Source organism: Paenibacillus amylolyticus (assembly GCF_050990605.1).
In the GTDB taxonomy this organism is placed as follows: Bacteria; Bacillota; Bacilli; order Paenibacillales; family Paenibacillaceae; genus Paenibacillus; species Paenibacillus amylolyticus_H.
Window position 1 is genome coordinate 768,394 of the sequence record NZ_CP158832.1, and the last position, 19,514, is coordinate 787,907.

General features: G+C 45.2%; 14 protein-coding genes and 1 pseudogene. 12 read left to right on the forward strand and 3 right to left on the reverse strand.

Going from position 1 to position 19,514, the window contains the following annotated elements; genetic code table 11:
• Positions 1 to 9: 9 nt before the first annotated feature.
• The 9 genes and pseudogenes from gnpA (at position 10) to ABTV53_RS03590 (ending at position 13,003) form a co-directional block, all read left to right on the forward strand.
• Entirely contained in the window at positions 10 to 2,190 is a 2,181-nt protein-coding gene (gene gnpA, locus ABTV53_RS03550) for a 1,3-beta-galactosyl-N-acetylhexosamine phosphorylase (protein WP_433750691.1), read from the forward strand.
• 179 nt (positions 2,191 to 2,369) lie between these two features.
• A pseudogene (locus ABTV53_RS03555) lies at positions 2,370 to 3,133 on the forward strand (IS5 family transposase).
• 100 nt (positions 3,134 to 3,233) lie between these two features.
• Positions 3,234 to 4,082, forward strand: a complete 849-nt coding sequence (locus ABTV53_RS03560) for a GNAT family N-acetyltransferase (protein WP_433750694.1) — start codon at positions 3,234 to 3,236, stop codon at positions 4,080 to 4,082.
• A gap of 196 nt (positions 4,083 to 4,278) precedes the next feature.
• Positions 4,279 to 6,081: a cache domain-containing sensor histidine kinase gene (locus tag ABTV53_RS03565; protein WP_433750697.1), complete on the forward strand. Its 1,803-nt coding sequence runs from the start codon at positions 4,279 to 4,281 to the stop codon at positions 6,079 to 6,081.
• Between the two features lie 11 nt (positions 6,082 to 6,092).
• The gene (locus ABTV53_RS03570) at positions 6,093 to 7,667 is read left to right on the forward strand and encodes a response regulator transcription factor (protein ID WP_433750700.1); all 1,575 of its coding nucleotides are present in this window, start codon (positions 6,093 to 6,095) and stop codon (positions 7,665 to 7,667) included.
• 175 nt (positions 7,668 to 7,842) lie between these two features.
• On the forward strand, positions 7,843 to 9,516 hold the full coding sequence (locus ABTV53_RS03575) for an extracellular solute-binding protein (RefSeq protein ID WP_433750702.1): 1,674 nt from the start codon (positions 7,843 to 7,845) through the stop codon (positions 9,514 to 9,516).
• Positions 9,517 to 9,536: 20 nt separating this feature from the next.
• Positions 9,537 to 10,511 carry an ABC transporter permease gene (locus tag ABTV53_RS03580; protein WP_253430302.1) on the forward strand — a complete coding sequence of 325 codons (975 nt, stop codon included), beginning with the start codon at positions 9,537 to 9,539 and terminating at the stop codon, positions 10,509 to 10,511.
• 15 nt (positions 10,512 to 10,526) lie between these two features.
• Positions 10,527 to 11,426 (forward strand): carbohydrate ABC transporter permease, encoded by a 900-nt coding sequence (locus ABTV53_RS03585; RefSeq protein WP_433750706.1) that lies wholly within the window; start codon positions 10,527 to 10,529, stop codon positions 11,424 to 11,426.
• On the forward strand, positions 11,423 to 13,003 hold the full coding sequence (locus tag ABTV53_RS03590; RefSeq protein ID WP_433750709.1) for a glycoside hydrolase family 43 protein: 1,581 nt from the start codon (positions 11,423 to 11,425) through the stop codon (positions 13,001 to 13,003). The genes ABTV53_RS03585 and ABTV53_RS03590 overlap by 4 nt, the downstream gene beginning before the upstream one ends.
• 112 nt (positions 13,004 to 13,115) lie before the next feature.
• Here the strand turns inward: ABTV53_RS03590 and ABTV53_RS03595 are convergent, their stop codons facing one another.
• The gene (locus tag ABTV53_RS03595; RefSeq protein WP_433750711.1) at positions 13,116 to 14,060 is read right to left on the reverse strand and encodes an alpha/beta hydrolase fold domain-containing protein; all 945 of its coding nucleotides are present in this window, start codon (positions 14,058 to 14,060) and stop codon (positions 13,116 to 13,118) included.
• 194 nt (positions 14,061 to 14,254) lie between these two features.
• Here ABTV53_RS03595 and ABTV53_RS03600 point away from each other — a divergent pair, with 194 nt between their 5' ends.
• The 3 genes from ABTV53_RS03600 (at position 14,255) to ABTV53_RS03610 (ending at position 17,691) form a co-directional block, all read left to right on the forward strand.
• Positions 14,255 to 14,584 (forward strand): ArsR/SmtB family transcription factor, encoded by a 330-nt coding sequence (locus ABTV53_RS03600; RefSeq protein ID WP_421891344.1) that lies wholly within the window; start codon positions 14,255 to 14,257, stop codon positions 14,582 to 14,584.
• A gap of 166 nt (positions 14,585 to 14,750) precedes the next feature.
• A complete protein-coding gene (locus ABTV53_RS03605; RefSeq protein WP_433750715.1) occupies positions 14,751 to 16,526 on the forward strand; it encodes a SulP family inorganic anion transporter in 1,776 nt (591 codons plus the stop codon).
• 169 nt (positions 16,527 to 16,695) lie between these two features.
• Positions 16,696 to 17,691, forward strand: a complete 996-nt coding sequence (locus ABTV53_RS03610; RefSeq protein ID WP_433750718.1) for a phosphotransferase — start codon at positions 16,696 to 16,698, stop codon at positions 17,689 to 17,691.
• A 113-nt stretch (positions 17,692 to 17,804) separates the two neighbouring features.
• On the opposite strand, the gene ABTV53_RS03615 is transcribed toward ABTV53_RS03610, so the two are convergent.
• Together ABTV53_RS03615 and ABTV53_RS03620 are read right to left on the reverse strand one after the other, a co-directional pair.
• A complete protein-coding gene (locus ABTV53_RS03615) occupies positions 17,805 to 18,797 on the reverse strand; it encodes a DUF4003 family protein (protein WP_433750721.1) in 993 nt (330 codons plus the stop codon).
• A gap of 72 nt (positions 18,798 to 18,869) precedes the next feature.
• Positions 18,870 to 19,235, reverse strand: coding sequence for a DUF6713 family protein (locus ABTV53_RS03620; protein WP_433750724.1), 366 nt, complete (start codon positions 19,233 to 19,235; stop codon positions 18,870 to 18,872).
• Positions 19,236 to 19,514 lie beyond the last annotated feature (279 nt).

A 19,514-nucleotide genomic window follows, 5' to 3' on the forward strand; every position in this document is an offset into this window, starting at 1 on the left:
GGAACCCAATTGTCCAAACCAACCAAAGGCTCCTTTACACTACCGGGAGAGTCCGGCTATGAGGCACTGACGCTGGAACTTGCCGATCGCTGGGGTGCCGATGTGATCCGTGACAGTGACGGTACGAAATTGTCCGATGAGATTATCAATGCCGGATACGGCATCTATTCAACCATTTGCATTATTCGGGATCATAATGAGTGGGCATCCCGTAATCTGGATAAGCTGCAGCAAAGCTTTCTTATTACAAATCCGAAGGTCGCTGTACAAGATTATGTATCCATCTATCTGATGGAGGATTTTTTTGCAGAGCAATTCAAGGTAAATGATTCCAAAGAAGCGTTTAAGTACTGGCAGGTTTATGATCGAACGACTGGAGAAGAAGTTCCTAGAGGACAGTGGAATTATGAAAGGGAATCTGGCAATGTTGTGATCACTGGCGTTGCTCCTTGGCATAAATACACGGTGAGTTTCATGGTCTATCGGATCTGGGAAGAGATCTCCATGTACAATCATACGACGAATAACTGGGACAAAGAGCATCTGATGCAGATAGACCCGATCTATACGGACACACAAACCTATTTGCTGGATTGGATGGAAAAGTGGTGCCAAAATCATCCGGAAACAACGGTTGTACGTTTTACATCCCTATTTTATAACTTCGCCTGGATCTGGGGCAGCGACGAGCGAAATCGCCATCTGTTCTCGGATTGGGGTTCATACGATTTCACGGTAAGTTCGAGAGCGCTGGATCTGTTTGCTCAGAAATATGGGTATTCACTCTTAGCCGAGGACTTTGTAAATGGTGGTAAATATCAGGTCACTCATATGCCTGCGGATCAGCGAAAGCTGGATTGGATGGCATTTATCAATGATTTTGTGATTGAATTCGGTGAAAAATTAATTGATATCGTGCACAAGTATGACAAGCTGGCGTATGTCTTCTATGATGACAGCTGGGTAGGCATGGAGCCGTACAATGATCGCTTTCAGGAGTTTGGATTCGACGGCATGATCAAATGTGTGTTCTCTGGTTATGAAGCAAGAATGTGCTCAGGCGTTAAGGTTGATACCCATGAGATTCGCTTGCATCCATATTTGTTCCCCGTTGGTTTAGGCGGACTTCCTACCTTCAAGGAGGGCGGAGACCCTACCCTGGATGCGAAGAAATATTGGATTAATATCCGGCGTGCACTGCTTCGGGAACCGATTGACCGGATTGGACTGGGTGGATACTTACATCTGGTTGAGCCTTACCCGGACTTTGTGGATTACATCGAGAAGATTGCCCATGAATTCAGGGGAATGAAGGTTCTGCATCAGGCTGGAAAGCCTTATCAGATCAAGACAAAGGTAGCCGTGCTGCATAGCTGGGGCAAGTTAAGATCGTGGACCTTATCCGGTCATTTTCATGAAACATATATGCATGATCTGATTCATGTGAATGAGGCCTTATCCGGGTTGCCGATTGACGTGCAGTTCATTGATTTTGATGATATTCGTCGGGGCGTATTGAAGGATGTGGATGTCGTCATTAATGCGGGTTCCGCTGGTACTGCCTGGAGTGGTGGAGCACACTGGAATGACCACCAATGTGTAGACATTCTGACCCAGTGGGTGTACGAAGGCGGTACCTTTATGGGGATCAACCAGCCTTCAGCGGTCCACGGGTACGACACCTTTTTCAGAATGGCGCATGTGCTTGGGGTAGATGAGGATACAGGCGCCAGAGTTGTTCATGGAAAATGGTCGTATGAGGTTAGTGATGAGTATGGTTTGGTGCCTGAGGGGGCCAGCATACTTCCGAAAAATAACATCTATCTTACTGATGGATCAGCAGCTGTAGTGAGTGAAACGGATGGTCAGATCACACTGTCCACACATGCTTTTGGAAAAGGAAAAGGGATTTACCTGCCTTCCTTTAAATTCAGCTGGGCAAATACAAGACTACTTCTGAATTTGATTCGATTTGCGGGCAATGAATTCCATCAAACAAAGTACATTACGGATAACTTGTACACCGAGTGCGCCTACTACTCTGAGAGCAACATATTGGTTGTGATCAATAATAGCGATCAGGTTCAGTGCACGACGATCCATACAGAGCATGGAGAACAGACCATGGAATTGGACCCGTATGATACGGTGATCACCAAAATAGGTTTAACAAAATCGGTATCCCCATAGAATAATGATTAAATAGACCGTATCCCTTAACCAGGGAGCGGTCTATTTAGTGATTAGGGCGTGTCTGAAAACTCTCAAGGAAGCAGAATTTATAGTACGGATATTACTGTATAATGTTGACACTATCTAGGGCGTGTCTTCAAATCGTTTAAATGGTAATACATGGGTTAATATATTAGATGAATATAAGATACGAAATAAAAGAGACACAATGGCAGCGAGTCCAAGATCTGTTTCCACCTGAACGAAAACCACAAGGAGGACGTCCCGCAATAGATAACCGAATCATGCTAAATGCGATGCTTTGGGTTGCACGTTCAGGTGCCCCTTGGCGTGATCTACCTGACTACTTTCCTCATTGGAAATCCGTCTACACTCGCTTTCGACGTTGGCAGAAAGCAGGGATTTGGGATGACGTGCTGAAGTGTGTCTCCCTGGAAGTGGATGACGAAAGCGTTATGATTGATGCCACGATTGTGCGCGTTCATCAGCATGGATCGGGCGCAAAAGGGGGCAAAGCAAGCAAGCGATCGGACGTTCCCGCGGTGGACTAAGCACCAAAATCCATGTTGTAGTCGATGCGCTCGGAAATCCACTTTGTTTCGAATTAACGGGTGGTGAAGCTCATGACTCTGTCCAAGGCTATGATCTTCTGCAAACGATGAAACTGACAATGAAACAGGTATTGGCCGATCGAGCGTATGATACGAATGCGATCAGAGCGCTTTTGGACGAGCAACAGGCTATTTCAGTCATTCCAAGCAAGAAGAATCGCCGAAAGATTCAGCCTTATGATCGAGATATTTACAGAGAACGTCATTTAGTTGAATGCTTCTTTAATAAAGTGAAAAACTATCGTCGTCTCGCGACTCGCTACGATAAATTAGCGTGTACATTTAAGGCTTTTTTGACTCTGGCATCCATTATGGTGTGGCTTGCCTGAGTTTGAAGACACGCCCTAGTAGAATATTTAAATAAGGATAGGGATCATGAGCCCTAATATATTATTGTTTTCATCTTTTCAAAGGAGAGAGAGTGCCCTAATGTACAGTTATAAACTGTTGGACAAGATAAGCACGGAAACACTTCACCAAGCGTTTGTGGATGCGTTCTCCGACTATCAGGTTAAAATGGATCTGCCTTTTTGGAAGTTTCAACAAATGCTCCAACGAAGAGGGTATCACCCCGAAATATCTATGGGAGCCTTTAAGGATGGGAGAATGGTCGGATTTGTTATCAATGGACTTCGAAGCTGGAATGGAAAGGCAACTGCATATGACCTTGGGACAGGCGTTGTACAAGATTGCAGACGGCAGGGCATTACAAGCCATCTGCTCTTGAATATTCAAAAGCTGCTAAAAGAAAAAAATATACCGCAATATCTGCTGGAAGTCATCCAGTCCAACGAATCTGCAGTTCAGCTTTACAGTAAACAAAACTTCAAAATTCAAAGGGAATTCGCATGTTTCCAGCTGGAAAAAGATAAATTCATACCGAAAACGACCTGCACGGTGGAATGTGTGGAGAAAATTGATTTGGAGCAGTTCAAGGAATTTTGGGATGTGGAGCCCTCCTGGCAAAATTCAATGGATTCCATTTACGCTGTACCAGAAGCTTTTAGCTATGTGGTTGCACGTCAGGACCACAAAATTGTTGGCTATGGCATTATAGATCAAAAAACAGGTGATATTCCACAGCTTGCAGTGAACCAAAATTATCGGGGCAAAGGTATTGCAAGCAGCATCCTGACAGAGATGGTCAAGCGCACAGAATCGCCTAGAATCAGTGTCCTCAATGTGGAATCTCATCTCAAACCGATGGAAGATTTCCTCCTGGTCAAATCAGGTTTTACGTATCATGTTGTCCAGTATGAAATGCTCCTGAAATTATAACGTGATCGTCGTTTCGACGTAGGATCAAATCGGGTTCATACGAAAATATGTGAGATATTCGTATCTTTCCTGTTGGGCCAGTCGATCAGGAGGTTGAATTAAAGGCCTCCCGAATTACCTGGATTTGAGTACCCAATCGTTCTCCCACTCGTTATAATAATATGGATGTCAATGTAAGAGGAGACAACGATAAGACATGAGCCGCAAGACAGACTGTAAGCGTATTCAGTTTCTGGATGATTGGAGTCTCAAAACGAAGTTGTACATATTGTTCATTTTTTGTGTGCTGGTCCCGGTCCTGGTCACAAATACCGTGTTTTACCTAAGCATCAAAGGTAACATTGAGGAGAAGGAGCATAGCCGATTCAATGAAATGCAGCAGAGGATCAAGTTCAACCTGCGGAACAGTATAGACAATAGCTTGTATGTGTCCAATTTTCTCTATACCGATGGAACGCTGAACCGGTTCATGGAGTTCAAGTATCGCGATCAGGAAGACTATTACTCTGCTTACTATGATATGCTTAGCAACAACAATCTGGTCAGGTACTACTACAGCTACCAGCAGGTGAACCAAATTACGTTTTATATTGGCAATGATACCTTCGTCAATGGAGGAAACTTCATTAAGCTGGATGATGAGGTGAAGAAAAGTGATTGGTATCAAGCGCTGATGAACACGAGCGATCATATCATGATCTATTCGTATTTTGACAAACAGCAGGCGGAGATGTCGCAAAGTCAGGGTGGACGCAAAGTAAGCATTATTCGTAGGCTGGATTACTTTGGGGAGCAGCAGGTTGAGAAGGTGTTAAAGGTTGATCTGGACTACGCTTTCATCAACAAATCGCTTAAAAATGAGGGAGCAAATGGGAAGGTGTATGTCGTTTCGGACGGCAGGGTCATTTTCTCGAACGATTCAAAAATGAATCAAACGCGCCAGCCATTTAATCTGATTGCAAACAGTCCAATTGACCCTGTTCAATCCATGCAATCGATTCCTGTTGTATCTGAGGATTGGCAGATTATCGTTAGCACGGAGAAATTGGACGTTCTGTCGGAGATTATTAATTCCAAGCTTAATTTGACTTTGTTGATCATTCTTAATCTCTTGGTACCGACACTTCTGATCTGGTTGATATCCAGATCACTGGTCATCAGAGTGGATCGGATAGCGAAGCATCTGGATCAAGTGAAACATGAGAAATTTGAGGTGATATCTGGACCTGTGGGCAAGGACGAGATCGGCAGCCTGACCCATAGTTATAACATGATGGTCATCAAGATCAAGAATCTGATTGAGATTGTATTTAAGGGTCAGGTGGAGCGGCAAGCCCTTGAGCTATCCAAGAAGCAGGCGGAGCTAAAAGCCCTTCAGAGTCAGGTGAATCCCCATTTCATGTTCAATACACTGGAAACGATCCGGATGCGGAGTTTGATCAAGCAAGAGCTTGAGACCTCCGATGTCATTCATAGACTGGCCCTGTTGCTGCGTCAGACGATCAATTGGGGCGACGATCTGATTACAATCGCAGAAGAAATCCATTTTGTGGAGAGTTATCTGAGTATTCAGCAGTATCGATTTGGCGAAAAGCTGCAATTTGCAATCAGAATGACAGAAGAATCCATTGCTGCGATGATGATACCCAAGCTAAGCGTTCTCACCTTTGTGGAGAATGCTTGCATCCATGGCATTGAGGGGACGTCGAATGATGGGGTCGTGGAGGTATTATTTGAAACTCGAAGTAATGAGCTGTACATTTCCATTCGAGACACCGGCGTCGGTATGGAGCAGGACAAGCTGTCCTCGCTCCGCAAAATGATGCAAGACCCGAGTATGGATCGGATGAGCGAGCTTAGCAGCATTGGTATGATGAACGCATATATTCGGTTGCGGATGTATTTTGATGATTTCGTTCAGGTGCATATATTCAGTGAGAAGGGGAAGGGGACAACGATTGGCATTCAAATTCCTCTTATGCAGGCATCTCAAGAATAAGGAGCGAGGATATGATCAACGTGCTGATTGTGGACGATGAGCCATTTATTCGCCAAGGACTTCTATTGTTAATTGATTGGGAGTCTTATGGATTTCAGATTTGCGGTCAGGCTTCCAATGGCATGCAGGCCTTGGAGTGTATACGCGCTGTACAGCCTGATCTGGTCATTTCCGACATCAAGATGCCGGAAATGGACGGCATGCAGCTTGCCAAAACCTTATACGAGCAATATAGCGGTGACATCAAGCTGATTCTTCTTAGTGGATTCTATGAGTTTGGATACGCCAAACAGGCAATTAAATATCAAGTGGATGATTATATTCTCAAGCCTATTGTGAAGACCGAACTGGTTCAGGTGCTTGAGGAGTTCAGGGACGCATTTAATGCACGGATGGAAGAGAAGCGATATCAGCAAAAAAAGGATCGAATGATTATGGCCCAGCATATGCATTCAATCTTGCTTGGGACAGCCGAGGAGGAGGCTATTACAAGTCTGCAGCCCCGCTATCAAGATGCCGGCATACTGCGTTGTATCCTGATTGAGACGGAAGGCGGTCCAGAACAGGGAACGGATTGGTGCGCTCGGGTTGAAGCATGGGTGGGCAAGCCCTTTCCGGGACAAGTTTTGAAGCCGTTCACAGGTGATAAAAATGCAGTTTTGCTCATTGTTACGGACCTGATGGTGAACCGTGAGGGAGTGGAGTTGGAACAATATTTGACCCGATTATATGCCGAGCTGAGCCAAGTCCAAGAGGCAGCTATTGCTTGTTATGTCGGGAAGGAAGTACATAGTTTGGAGGCACTGCACGAGTCTTATCAATCCTGCGGCATAATGAAAAGCTTACGTTTTTTCACCACTTCTGGGCCTATATATTACTTTGAGCTTATGGATACAACCCTATTTATTCATCGGCCGGGACAGTCCGAAAAACAATTGTTCGATGGGCTAGTCAAGTCTATTGAGGAACAGCAGACGGATGAGCTTTACAGCCATGCAAAGGCAATTTTTCAATTTTTTCTGGATGAGCGAATCGAGCCTGGTATGGTTCGAATCCACTTGAATTATTTGGCATACAATTTGCTGGATCTTGTGAATAACGATACGCTCACTCCAGATTCCGGGCTGATGGAATCGACATTTCTGAAGGTGAACTTCGCGATGTTATCCATGGAGGAAAACATTGATCATTTATGCGAGTTCTCGCTCATGTGCGCAGAGAAACTGAAGGAGCAGCAAAAGTCGAATGCAATGGGCGTATTAGCCAAAATTGAGCCATTCATTCACGAGCACTACAGAGAGAATATCAGCCTAAAATTGCTGGGAGAGCAGTTTTACATGAACAGTGCGTATCTGGGCCAAATTTTCAAAAAGCATTACTCGATCAGCTTCAGTGATTATTTGAATCAATTGCGTATTGAGGAAGCCGCCCGGCTGTTGCGCAGAACAGATCAAAGAGTATATGAAATTGCAACAATGGTGGGATATCGGGACTCCGATTACTTTATTAGCCGGTTCGAGAAACTCATGGGGGAGACTCCTGCACAATATCGTAAAAGTGCCCATGCTGCGTACTCTCTTGATTAACATCCTGCACTCCTTGACGGAGCAGCGGGATATTTTTTTTCGCAGATGCTGGAATTAGTGGGATTCCATCTATAGTTTATCCCGTTGAGAGGGGCATGGAAGCATGATAATTTTAAGTCAGCCTTTGGAAAGCGCTTTCCAAAAAGCTTCTGTCAATATAATCGATGGAGGGGTCATGATGAAAAAGGATGTTAGAAAAAGAATCAAGTATAGTGCTCTGCTAGCTTTAATACTGGTCATCGCACTCGCTGGATGTACACCGGGATCGTCCTCGAAAGGGGAAAAGACAGCAGATGGAAGGGAATTGAAACAATTTTCCGCATTTTTTGCCGTACCGGGAAAAATTGCGCCTGACGATAATCGGGTGTTAAAGGCTATTGAGGAGAAAACAGGTGTCAGAGTCACGATGGACTGGCTTACGGGCCAAACAGCCAAAGAGCGGATTGGTGTACTCATTGCAGGCGGCGAATATCCCGATTTTATCGATGGGAGTGATGGCACTCAGCAACTGGTAGCAGCAGGGGCCTTAGTACCACTTGAGGATTACATCGATAAATATCCAAACATCAAAAATTACCTGGGCGAAGACTGGAAGAAGATGAAAAATACGACGGATGGACATATCTACTTCATTCCTCAATTCGGCAATATACAAGAAAAGTCGATGAAAGTGACCCATGATGGAGAAGCGTTCTGGATTCAGAAGGCGGTACTGGAGTGGGATAATTATCCGACGATCAAAACACTTGACCAATACTTTGACTTGATTGAACGTTACAAAGCAGCTCACCCGACCGTTGATGGTCAGCCAACAATTGGATTTGAAATTATCTCCTATGACTGGCGTTATTTCGCACTGGAGAACCCTCCGCTCTTCATGGCTGGTTATCCGAACGAAGGCGCAGCCATCGTTGATAAAGAAACGCTGACGGCCAAAAACTACAATACCATTCCGGAAGCGAAGGCATATTTCAAAAAGATCAATGAGGTATATCATCAAGGCCTTGTCGATAACGAGACCTTTACAGCAAACTATGATCAATATATATCCAAAATTTCAACCGGACGTGTGCTGGGCATGGTGGATCAAGGATGGCAGTTCCTTGACGCCGAGGCATCACTCGTGAAGCAAAAATTGTATGACAAAACCTATGTACCGTTGTCCATTACACTCTCCGAGGATGTTAAAGGGCGTTATCAGAACAATCCAATCCTTAACGTAAATGGCGGTTTGGCCATTACCAAGAGCTGCGAGGATATCGAGGGAGCACTTCAATATATTAATGATTTGCTGGACCCTGAGATGGAGGTATTGAGAACGTGGGGACAGGAAGGCGTGGATTACCAAGTCGATGACAAAGGCGTGTTCTCCAGGAATGAAGAGCAACGTGCCAATTCCAAAGATCCGGACTGGGTGCTGGCGAATACGGGAAGCCCGTTGGTCTATTTCCCGCATCATGAAGGCATGACCGCTGATGGGAAAAATGCCCTTGACCCTAAAGAGCAGCCTGAGGAATACCTTGCCACATTGAATGACATCGACAAAAAAGTGCTGAAGGCATATGGATACACGAAGTTTACCGACTTCCTTGAGCCTGCGGAGGAAAATGAACCGTGGTTCCCAATCTATACCTATAATTTTGAACCGAATAAACCGGAGACCATCGCCAGACAGAAAATGGACGATGTAAAACGCAAATGGCTGCCAAAAGTGATTATGACTTCACCAGCCGAATTTGATAAGGCTTGGGAAGAGTATCAAGCCACGCTCAAGGAAAGTGCAGATATTAAAGCGTATGAAGATGCGCTGACGGAAGAGGTCCGCAGACGTATGGAACTGTGGGGATAAAAAGCAAGGAGAGAAAAAACATGGCCAAAAAGGAGCTGCAGCCTTCGTTAAAAACCAGCCATATCCCAGCGGGAACAAGCTGGATCGGGTACAACCTGTCCAGAATGAAAAGTCAGCGACAATTAATGTGGATGTCATTTCCGTTTATTGCGTTTATCGCTATTTTTGCGTATGGACCATTATGGGGCTGGTTGATGGCGTTTCAGAATTATAGACCGGGCATTGGTTTTATGGAGCAGGATTGGGTGGGGGTGGATCATTTTCGAACGTTATTCACGGACCCTACATTTTTACGTGTCATTCGCAATACGCTGGCGATGAGCCTGATCAGTCTGTTTCTGGGATTTGTCGGCTCGATTGGTCTGGCGCTCTTATTAAATGAACTGCGGATGATATTATTCAAACGCGTGGTACAGACGGTTTCCTACCTTCCGCATTTCCTGTCGTGGATCATCGTAACAGGTATCGTTGCGAATGTATTATCAACGGAAACAGGAATTGTGAATGTACTGCTGACAAAATTGGGCCTGATTGATGCACCGATCAATTTTTTTGCTGAACCCAAATACTTCTGGGGGATCGTAGGTCTGTCCAGCATGTGGAAGGAAATTGGCTGGGGCACGATTATCTATCTGGCGGCCATGGCGTCGATTAATCCGAGCTTGTACGAGGCAGCTTCCATCGACGGAGCCGGGCGATTTCGCAAAATGTTCAATGTCACGCTTCCAAGCATCAAACCAACGATCATTATCCTGCTTATCATAAACGTTGGTAACGTACTGAACGCAGGTTTTGAGATTCAATACTTGCTCGGGAACGGACTTGTGCAGGATGTATCCGAGACAATCGACATTTTTGTTTTGAAATACGGGATTAATCTTGGTAACTACTCCCTTGCCACCGCAGCAGGCATTTTCAAAAGTGTGGTCAGTCTGGTGCTCATATTCATCGCCAACGGGATTGCCAAGTCTCTTGGTGAAGAGCGATTGATATGATAAGGGGGCAGAAGCGTGAAGCGATTTAGTAGAAAACGAAACCTGGGAGACTCAATTTTTTCCATCACCAATGGCATATTTATGTTGCTTGTCATGGTTGTTACGTTATATCCTTTTTTAAACACCATTGCCGTATCTTTCAATAACGGGCTGGATACGATCCGTGGGGGAATCTATCTCTGGCCGAGGGAGTGGACGCTGCAAAATTACGTCTCCGTATTCCAGAATCCCAATCTGACACAAGCTGCATTTATTTCGGTTGCCCGAACTGTGATTGGAACGGTTGTACAGCTGTTCTGTACAGCCATGCTGGCCTATGTGCTGAGCCGCAAGGAGTATATGTTTAATAAATTGGTCACAACGCTGTTCGTAATGACGATGTATTTCAGCGGCGGCTTAATTCCGGGATACATGCTGATCAAACAAGTGGGGCTGCTGAACAGCTTCTGGGTATACATTATTCCCGGCTTGATCGGGGTGTTCAACATGATCGTCATTCGTACCTACATTCAGGGACTGTCGGAGGGATTAATTGAATCAGCGAAGATGGATGGAGCCGGAGATTTTCGGATTTTCATGCGTATCATACTTCCCCTATCCAAGCCGGTGCTGGCTACGGTCGCCTTGTTCATTGCTGTAGGTCAGTGGAATTCCTGGTTTGACTCCATGTTGTACACGGCGGGAAATCGGAATTTGACCACCTTGCAGTATGAGCTTATGAAGCTGTTATCCTCTGCGACCTCACAGGGTGGAACGGTCAATGTGGATTCATACAAAAATGTGACCAACATGGTGACTCCTGTATCCATTCGGGCAGCGATCACAGTTGTGACGGCCATGCCGATCGTTTTACTGTATCCGTTTTTGCAAAAATACTTTGTGACTGGACTAACCATTGGAGGGGTAAAAGAATGAAGATTGCAAATCAAAGCGAACAATGCACGTTTAACAATCCGATTATGCCTGGATTTTATCCAGATCCGTCCGTATGTCGGGTGGGTGAAGATTTTTACCTGGTGACATCGACATTTGCCTATTTTCCTGGCGTTCCGATCTTTCACAGTCGTGATCTTGTACATTGGGAACAGATTGGCAATGTGCTGGACCGCCCTTCGCAATTAAATCTTCAGGGGGCAGGCCATTCACAGGGGATATTCGCGCCAACGCTTCGGTATCATGAAGGCACCTATTATATGATTACAACCAACGTATCGCATGGCGGCAATTTTGTTGTAACCGCTACCGATCCAGCTGGACCATGGTCTGATCCTTATTTTATCGAAGGTGCAGAAGGCATCGATCCGACGATTTTCTTCGATGAGGGCAAAGCGTATTACCTTGGTACCCGTCCTTGCTCTGAAGGCGTTCGTTATAATGGCAATTGGGAAGTATGGTTGAGAGAGCTTGATCTGACCCATATGAAGCTGGTGGGAGACAGCCACGTTCTGTGGCGCGGGGCGATGGTGGATGTGATCTGGCCGGAAGGCCCGCATTTGTATAAGATCGATGAATATTACTATTTATTGATTGCAGAGGGAGGCACAGGGCCAAACCATGCCGTGACCATTGCTCGTAGCAAAAGTTTGACTGAAGGATACGTCGGGAATCCGAATAATCCAATCATTACACATCGTCATTTGGGTAAACGTTACCCTGTTGTTAATGTAGGACATGCCGATTTGGTGCAGGCTGCGAATGGTCAATGGTTCATGGTCATGCTTGCTTCGCGTCCATATGGAGGGAGCTTTAGCAATCTGGGGCGGGAGACGTTCCTTGCTTCTGTTGTTTGGGAGGACGGATGGCCTGTTGTCAACGAGGGCCGCGGAATCCTGGAGGAGCAGGGCACGTTGGATTTGAAGCCTGTTCCGGTAGAGCCGCAACTGCGTTTTGACCATTTTGACAGCGATCGTCTGGGCTTGCAATGGATGTTTTTGCGGAATCCCCAGAAAGACCTGTATTCATTAAGCGAGCGAAAAGGATATCTGCGATTGAAGCTGAAACCGCAAACATTGAAGGAAAAAGAAAATTCCAGCTTTGTTTGTCTGCGTCAAAGGCATATGGATTATGTCGCAGCTACAGCGATGGAATTTGTGCCCGGGAATGCAAACGAAACGGCTGGTCTTGTCGTCATTCAGAACGATCTGTATCACATACGGATTGAGCGTGCTCTGGTCGAGAATCAGCAGGTACTGCGTGTGGTGACCTGTATAGATGGTCAGGATACCCACATTGCGCAAATCGCGCTGGAGGGTGATGTATCGCGAGTGTATATCAAAATGGCAGCGACAGGTCAGCAACTTAACTTCTATTACAGCACGGATGGAAGTCAGTATCATCTGGTGGCGGAACAGGTGGATACAAGCAGCTTGAGCACCGAAGTAGCCGGCGGTTTTGTAGGCTGCTGTATCGGAATGTTTAGCAGCAGCAACGGTACTTCATCGGATCAGGTAGCGGACTTTGACTGGTTCGAATATGGTTCATATGATATTTAGATGACAGAATAACAGCAAGAAGCTCAATCCGGTGGCGGTAGTCCAGGGATTGAGCTTTTTTCGTTCTTTTTTCAAAGGGAAAACTGTGGGAGAGTGTGGGACATGTTACAGCTTACTGATTCGTTTCATATGTTGAGTTTTTAATGATGTTAACTATTTTACGTTGAGCATCCCTCGCTTCCGGAATCGGATAGAGGACGAAGACATGGTTCATTTTGGGATAAACGTACGTTTGGTGATCGATTCTTTGATCCGTAAGCAGCTTGTCGAGCCTCATATTATCAGGAAACAAGCCCTCGTGAGTCCCGATAAAGATGCTGATTTTACCCAGATCGGTGAAATCTCCGTAGATTGGACTGATTAACGGGTCGTTCAACGGTTTGTCAGCTGCCCAGATCCGCCGGATGACATCATACCCTTCCACAGCGAGCATAGGGTCGCGGGTCTCGTAATCGAATATGACCGGATTGTCCAGCACCATATCCACACAAGGTGATAACAAGATGATATCTTTGGGCTGCGAGAGATTATGCAGCTTCAGATAATGGGCCAAGGCAAGGGATATGTTCCCGCCTGCGGAATCCCCCATAATGGTGAGTTTTGCCGGGTCGTCTACGGAGGCAAGCAGATCCCGGTATAGATTGAGCAACTTCGGATACGTGTGCTGATAATTAAAATGCGGAACCTTTGGATAGATGGGAGCAACAACTTTGGCATTTAGAGCCTGAGCCATGCGGTCCATGAATTTCCAGTGTAATGATAGCGGCTGGTGTGTATGCGCCCCGCCATGAATGTAGAGAATGACCCTCTGTTCACGGGAATGCTGATCGTTTAATGTGAATACCTGCATGTCTTCATGGGAACGCTCTTTGATGGAAGATGACAGTTTTGTTTTACCCAAGGTATAAGGTTTAATGTTTTCCAGGCCCATATGATCCAGGTGTTTGCGGGTAAGCTCCCGTGTTGAAAAAAATTTCTTGGTATCTAACGTTCCGATATATTTCTCAAATAGAAAGCTCGTCAACGAGCGTTTGTGATTATGGATATACATGTTCATTGAGGAATCACCCTTCCTGATGGAGTTCAGATATACGATCTGTGGAGACTATAAGGCAAGTATAAAGGTTGAAGTGTACTTCAAGGTCAATCTTAATTTTTCCGTCAAACCGTTTACGGTTAGAGTAAAGCATGGTACCCGTTCTATGTTATGATATTTGCATCTTCAAAAGTTCGATTGAAGGGGCATAGCGTATGAATCAGAGCATACAACAGTTTAAAGCGGATTTTTTCAAAGCGTTGGCACACCCGATGCGGATTCAGATTCTGGAACTGCTGAGTGAAGGAGCCAAGAACGTGAATGAATTGCAAAGCATTCTGGGATCGGAAGGCTCTGCTGTTTCACAACAACTGGCTGTACTGCGCAGCAAAAATGTGGTTCAGGGAATTAAAGAAGGGACAACCGTCACCTATTCGCTGCGTGATCCGCTGATTAAGGACCTGCTGGCAGTCACCAAACAGATTTTTGACAATCACCTGGTTGATACCATTTCCATGTTGGAAGACATTCGTAAAGAGTCCTGACACAATAAACAAGAGCAACGGGGTGTAATGACCGGCGGTTCTTGTTTTTTTGTGTTGGTTTCCTGCTGGAATTGTGTGTAATCCGATTGACAGGACGTGTGCAGGGGAGTAGTCTTTTGTATATATTCAAATATTTAAATATATGAAGAAAAGAAGGTTTTTGTACATGAGATGGATGGGGAGATATGCAGGTTACAATGCTGCGGCTTTTCGCAAGGATCTGTTATCAGGGCTGATTGTAGGTATCATTGCAATTCCACTCGGTATGGCCTTTGCCATTGCTTCAGGGGTCAAACCGGAGTATGGATTATATACCACAGTTATCGCAGGGATTCTCATTTCCTTGCTGGGTGGGTCCAGGTTCCAGATTGGCGGGCCAACGGGGGCATTTATTCCGATCCTCTTCGCCATTGTAATGCAGTATGGATATGAGAATCTGCTGATCGCCGGAATGATGGCCGGTTTGATGCTTGTACTTATGGGCTTATTCAAGCTTGGGGCATTCATTAAGTTTATTCCTAGGCCGGTGACGATCGGATTCACGGCGGGGATCGCCGTCATTATTTTTAGCGGACAAATTACAAACTTCCTGGGACTTCGGGGCATCGAGAAACACGAGGATTTCTGGTCCAATATGAAAGAAATCGGGATGCATATCTCGACAATTAATATATACAGTGTGCTTACAGCTGGAATCTGTCTGGCTGTTCTTCTGCTTGTGCCCAAGTTTGCACCAAAGGTGCCTGCATCACTGGTGGGGCTTGTTCTTTCGACGCTGGTCGCAGCGCTCTTTTTTGAAGGACAGGTGGCTACGATCGGTTCGTCCTTTGGCGCAATTCCTAACGCTTTGCCTCAGTTTCATATACCAGAGATCACTTGGGAGCGTATCCTGAACTTGGTGCAACCCGCTTTTGTCATCGCCATGCTGGGGGGAATTGAATCGCTGCTGTCGGCTGTTGTTGCCGATGGCATGACCGGAAGTCGGCATAACAGTAATCGGGAGTTGATTGGGCAGGGGATTGCTAATATGGTGACGCCGTTATTTGGGGGTATTCCTGCAACAGGAGCGATTGCACGTACGGCAACGAATATCAAATCCGGCGCAGTATCGCCATGGTCTGGCGTGATTCACGGTGTGGTGGTTTTGCTGGTACTTGTTCTCTTTGCGCCATATGCATCCCATATTCCTCTTGCCAGTATGGCTCCCGTTCTCATGCTGGTTGCCTGGAATATGAGTGAACGGAGATCCTTCGTACATGTTATGAAAACCAAAACGAGCGATTCACTCGTTCTGCTTATTACCTTTTTGCTTACCGTATTTACAAGTTTAACAACGGCTGTAGAGGTGGGGTTGATTCTGGCTGTTCTTTTATTTGTGAAGCGGATGAGTGAGATGTTGAAGGTTGCCAAAGTACTGCCCGATCCCGAGCATAAACATGAGAAAGTCATGGCCCACATGGTTCGGGAAGGACATGACTGTCCGCAAATAAGCCTGTATACAATTGAAGGGCCACTTTTTTTCGGCGCAGCGGATATGTTCGAGAAGTCGGTCATGGATTCCATTCATCGGCGACCAGGCACTCTGCTGTTGCGCATGGGCAAGGTGCCGTTTATGGATACGACAGGTGAATCCAATCTGGCCCGTGTTGTTAAACATATGGAGAGATCCGGGGGCAGGGTTTTACTTTCAGGCATACAGGCGCAACCGTTGGAGATGCTGAAAAAAACAGGTTTGATTGAACGGATTGGTTTGGATCATATGTTTGAGCACACGGGTGAAGCTATCAATTATGCATTGCAGCATCTGGATGTTCAGAAATGTAGGGGGTGCAAACATTTTGCCTTTCGTGAATGTGCTGCATTGTCGAGCACTGGTACCGATTCAGAACGCAATAATCTACTGAAATCTGGAAAGCGGGCCAATGCAAATAACCTTATATAATCCCGCGGAGATGAGATGAAACTATAGGAGTCTAAAGAGTATTTACTCATCAAAATATATATTCTGGAAAATAAATAAAAAATATACTATGTTATAGGTTGATAGGTGAAAAGGATTACATCGTTCATCAGATGAGAAATAATCATATTAAAACCGAAGGAGCAACCATATGTCCATTCAACCGACTGCTTTACGTTCAGTGCTAAATCCCAAGTACCTGGAGTCTGCATTGAGCAATCAGTATGACATTGGAACATGGGAAGAATGTTTGTTTTGGCTTAGAGGATTAAATGATACCTACCGGGTACGCACTTCGACAGGTTTGTATATTCTTCGTATCTACCGTACTGAAATTACGGAGGCAGATGTTCAATACGAACTATCGTTATTATCTCAACTGAAGAACGTTCTAGCTTCTGCGGAACACACCGACATTGGGGAATACATCAAGAAGAAAGATCAGTCTGATTATACTGTGCTGGAGGTTGCGGAAGGCAGGCGAGTTGCTGTGATGTTTCGGTATATTGAGGGTACGGAGAACAATCTGGAGGATGAGGAGTCTTGTTACACCTTTGGTCAATCTGCCGCTGAATTGCATAAGGCTATGGATCAGGTGAGCGTGGAGCTGCCGCGATATGAGCTTGATTTGAAATTTCTCATCGACGAATCCTTAGAAAGAATCATCCAGTATATCGGTGTGAACCATGAAGCAGCAGTATTTCTCCATACGTTTGCAGCAGCATTAAAAGAACGCATCGTTGCCGCTTCCAGACAAGATCTGGACTTTGGTCTGTGCCATGGTGATATGCATGGAAATAACAATGCGTTTCAACAGGAGCAATTGTTTATCCATTATGACTTCGAGTGGGCTGCCAAAAGCTGGCGTGCGTATGATCTGGCTCAAGTGAAAATTCGAAAACGGCAGTCTGGTGATTCAGCGCATAAACAAAGACTATGGGATGCGTTGATGAAAGGATACCGGTCGGTTCGGAAGTTTACGGATGCAGACGAACAGGCGGTTGATCTCTTTATTATCGCTCGCCGATTCTGGGTGATGGGTTTGGATGTTGCTTTTATTGAGAGTGATATGGGTGCGTTGGACTATGGTTCGGATTGGCTGGATAGTTTCGTGGAAGAGTTCCGGGATACAGGGATTGTATCATAGCGAATGATGAACATTATTTTAGATATAGGTTTGAAAGCTTTAAGACCCTTCCGAGTGAACTCGAACTCGTGAGGGTCTTTTTCAACTCATATTGAAGGTAACATGGTTACTTGTTAGTTCGATGATGATGAAGAATCAGCAGCAGCCGATGCTGCGGTAGCTGCGGCCATGGCTGCTTGTTGCGCGATGATAATATTTGTGATACTGGTTGAGATCGTTGTCGTAAGCACACCGTTTCGCAGATTCTCCACATGTTGAATGGCTATCAATGCGGATGAGAACAGGAGCAACTCCTGTTTATCGATTGACCAAGCACCGAAGCCTTTTTGAGTCCGTAACCAGTCATTAGTTTCCGCGACTTCATCCACTAACGCGTCTCTGTCCGAAGGCAGTAGAGAAAGTATCCCGAGAGAAGGTAATGTATACGTTTTATCCATTCGGAGATCTCTTTTGCGGAAAGCTTCATTTAAGGCAATCACACGAGCACCTGCATCCGGGGTATCCTCTCCAAGAACCAGTACCTGTGTTAACGCCTGCACACTGTTTCTGGAAGAGAACTCTGGTTTTAATTCCCTATAGAGTTGTTCCATCCTTGCCACACCAGTATCCACGTCGAGATCGGAAAGGGCTAACATAGCAGCGAAAATGTAGTCATCCTGACCAGTAAGGAAGCGATGCTCTGCTCTCATACTGTCATAGAATGATTTGGCTCGCTCCACCGTAGGTTGAAACTGCTCAGGTGATACCTGAGTAGCGATCTGATAGGCGGCAATAACGAGATAATCGGAGGTGCGGAATCTGATCTCTTTCATCAGGTCGTAGACATGCAGGGTATCTGCCAGCTTTGTGTTCTCATCCGTTGTAAGGGAGAGCATGGTAGCAATGCTAATGGCAGAATTACCTCTGAATGCAGAGAAGAGTTTTGTGTTTTGCTTAATCAACTCTTGGCTTTGGCGAATGGCTTCCGCATCAGCAACTTTATTCTCCGCTGCATAGAGCAAGGCGGCCAGACGGTGAATCATCCCATGTTGCCATTTGAACGACTTCTTGATGATTTGAGTGTTAGAAACGAATAATTCAACTCGTTCTGCATGATGTTGTTGCATAAACACACCTCCATATTCACTGTTATTCAACAATACCCTTCCAGCTTCCTTCATTCCGTCGGTGTAAACAGATTAGATGATTAGGAATGTCAAATGAATTAAAGCGATTATTCCCATAGGGTAGATCATTGATCTGGAGAACCCATTTTTAAACTCATTTCGAGGATGTTTTTCGAAAAAGAAGTGTAATACGGTATGTATGATGAAAAAGATATCCAGAACCCAAAATGTAATGGTCTGATACGTGCTAAAAAGAAGAGAGAGGATGACGGTATACATTGGCAAGTGAATCCAAGTGAAATACCTATAGGCTTTATCATCTTCCATATCTTTTAACACCATAAACAATTTCCACTCGGACCGCCGGATGGCATCCATTTCGTGAAGCAGGAAGAGAGACAGGTTGAATACAAATAAGACCAGTAAGAAGTCTGGCATGTGAAGCCTCCCCATTTATCAATGTACTATGATCAAGATAATCAATACGAAATAGCCTTTTGATGGTTTCAGGCATATCTATTGACAGAGAAAATCCCGGGGAGAATTAATAATTGGATGATCGCAGTTTCAGGGGCTGTTTTAAAAAATAAATATTTTCATTATTTAATGTACTAAAGGATTTTGGTGTGAAGTTTCGAATAATGTCAATTGATAGGTATTTTGAATCATGGGAGGCTGATGATCAGATAAGCGTTGCTTTAGACAGTAGCTACTCCA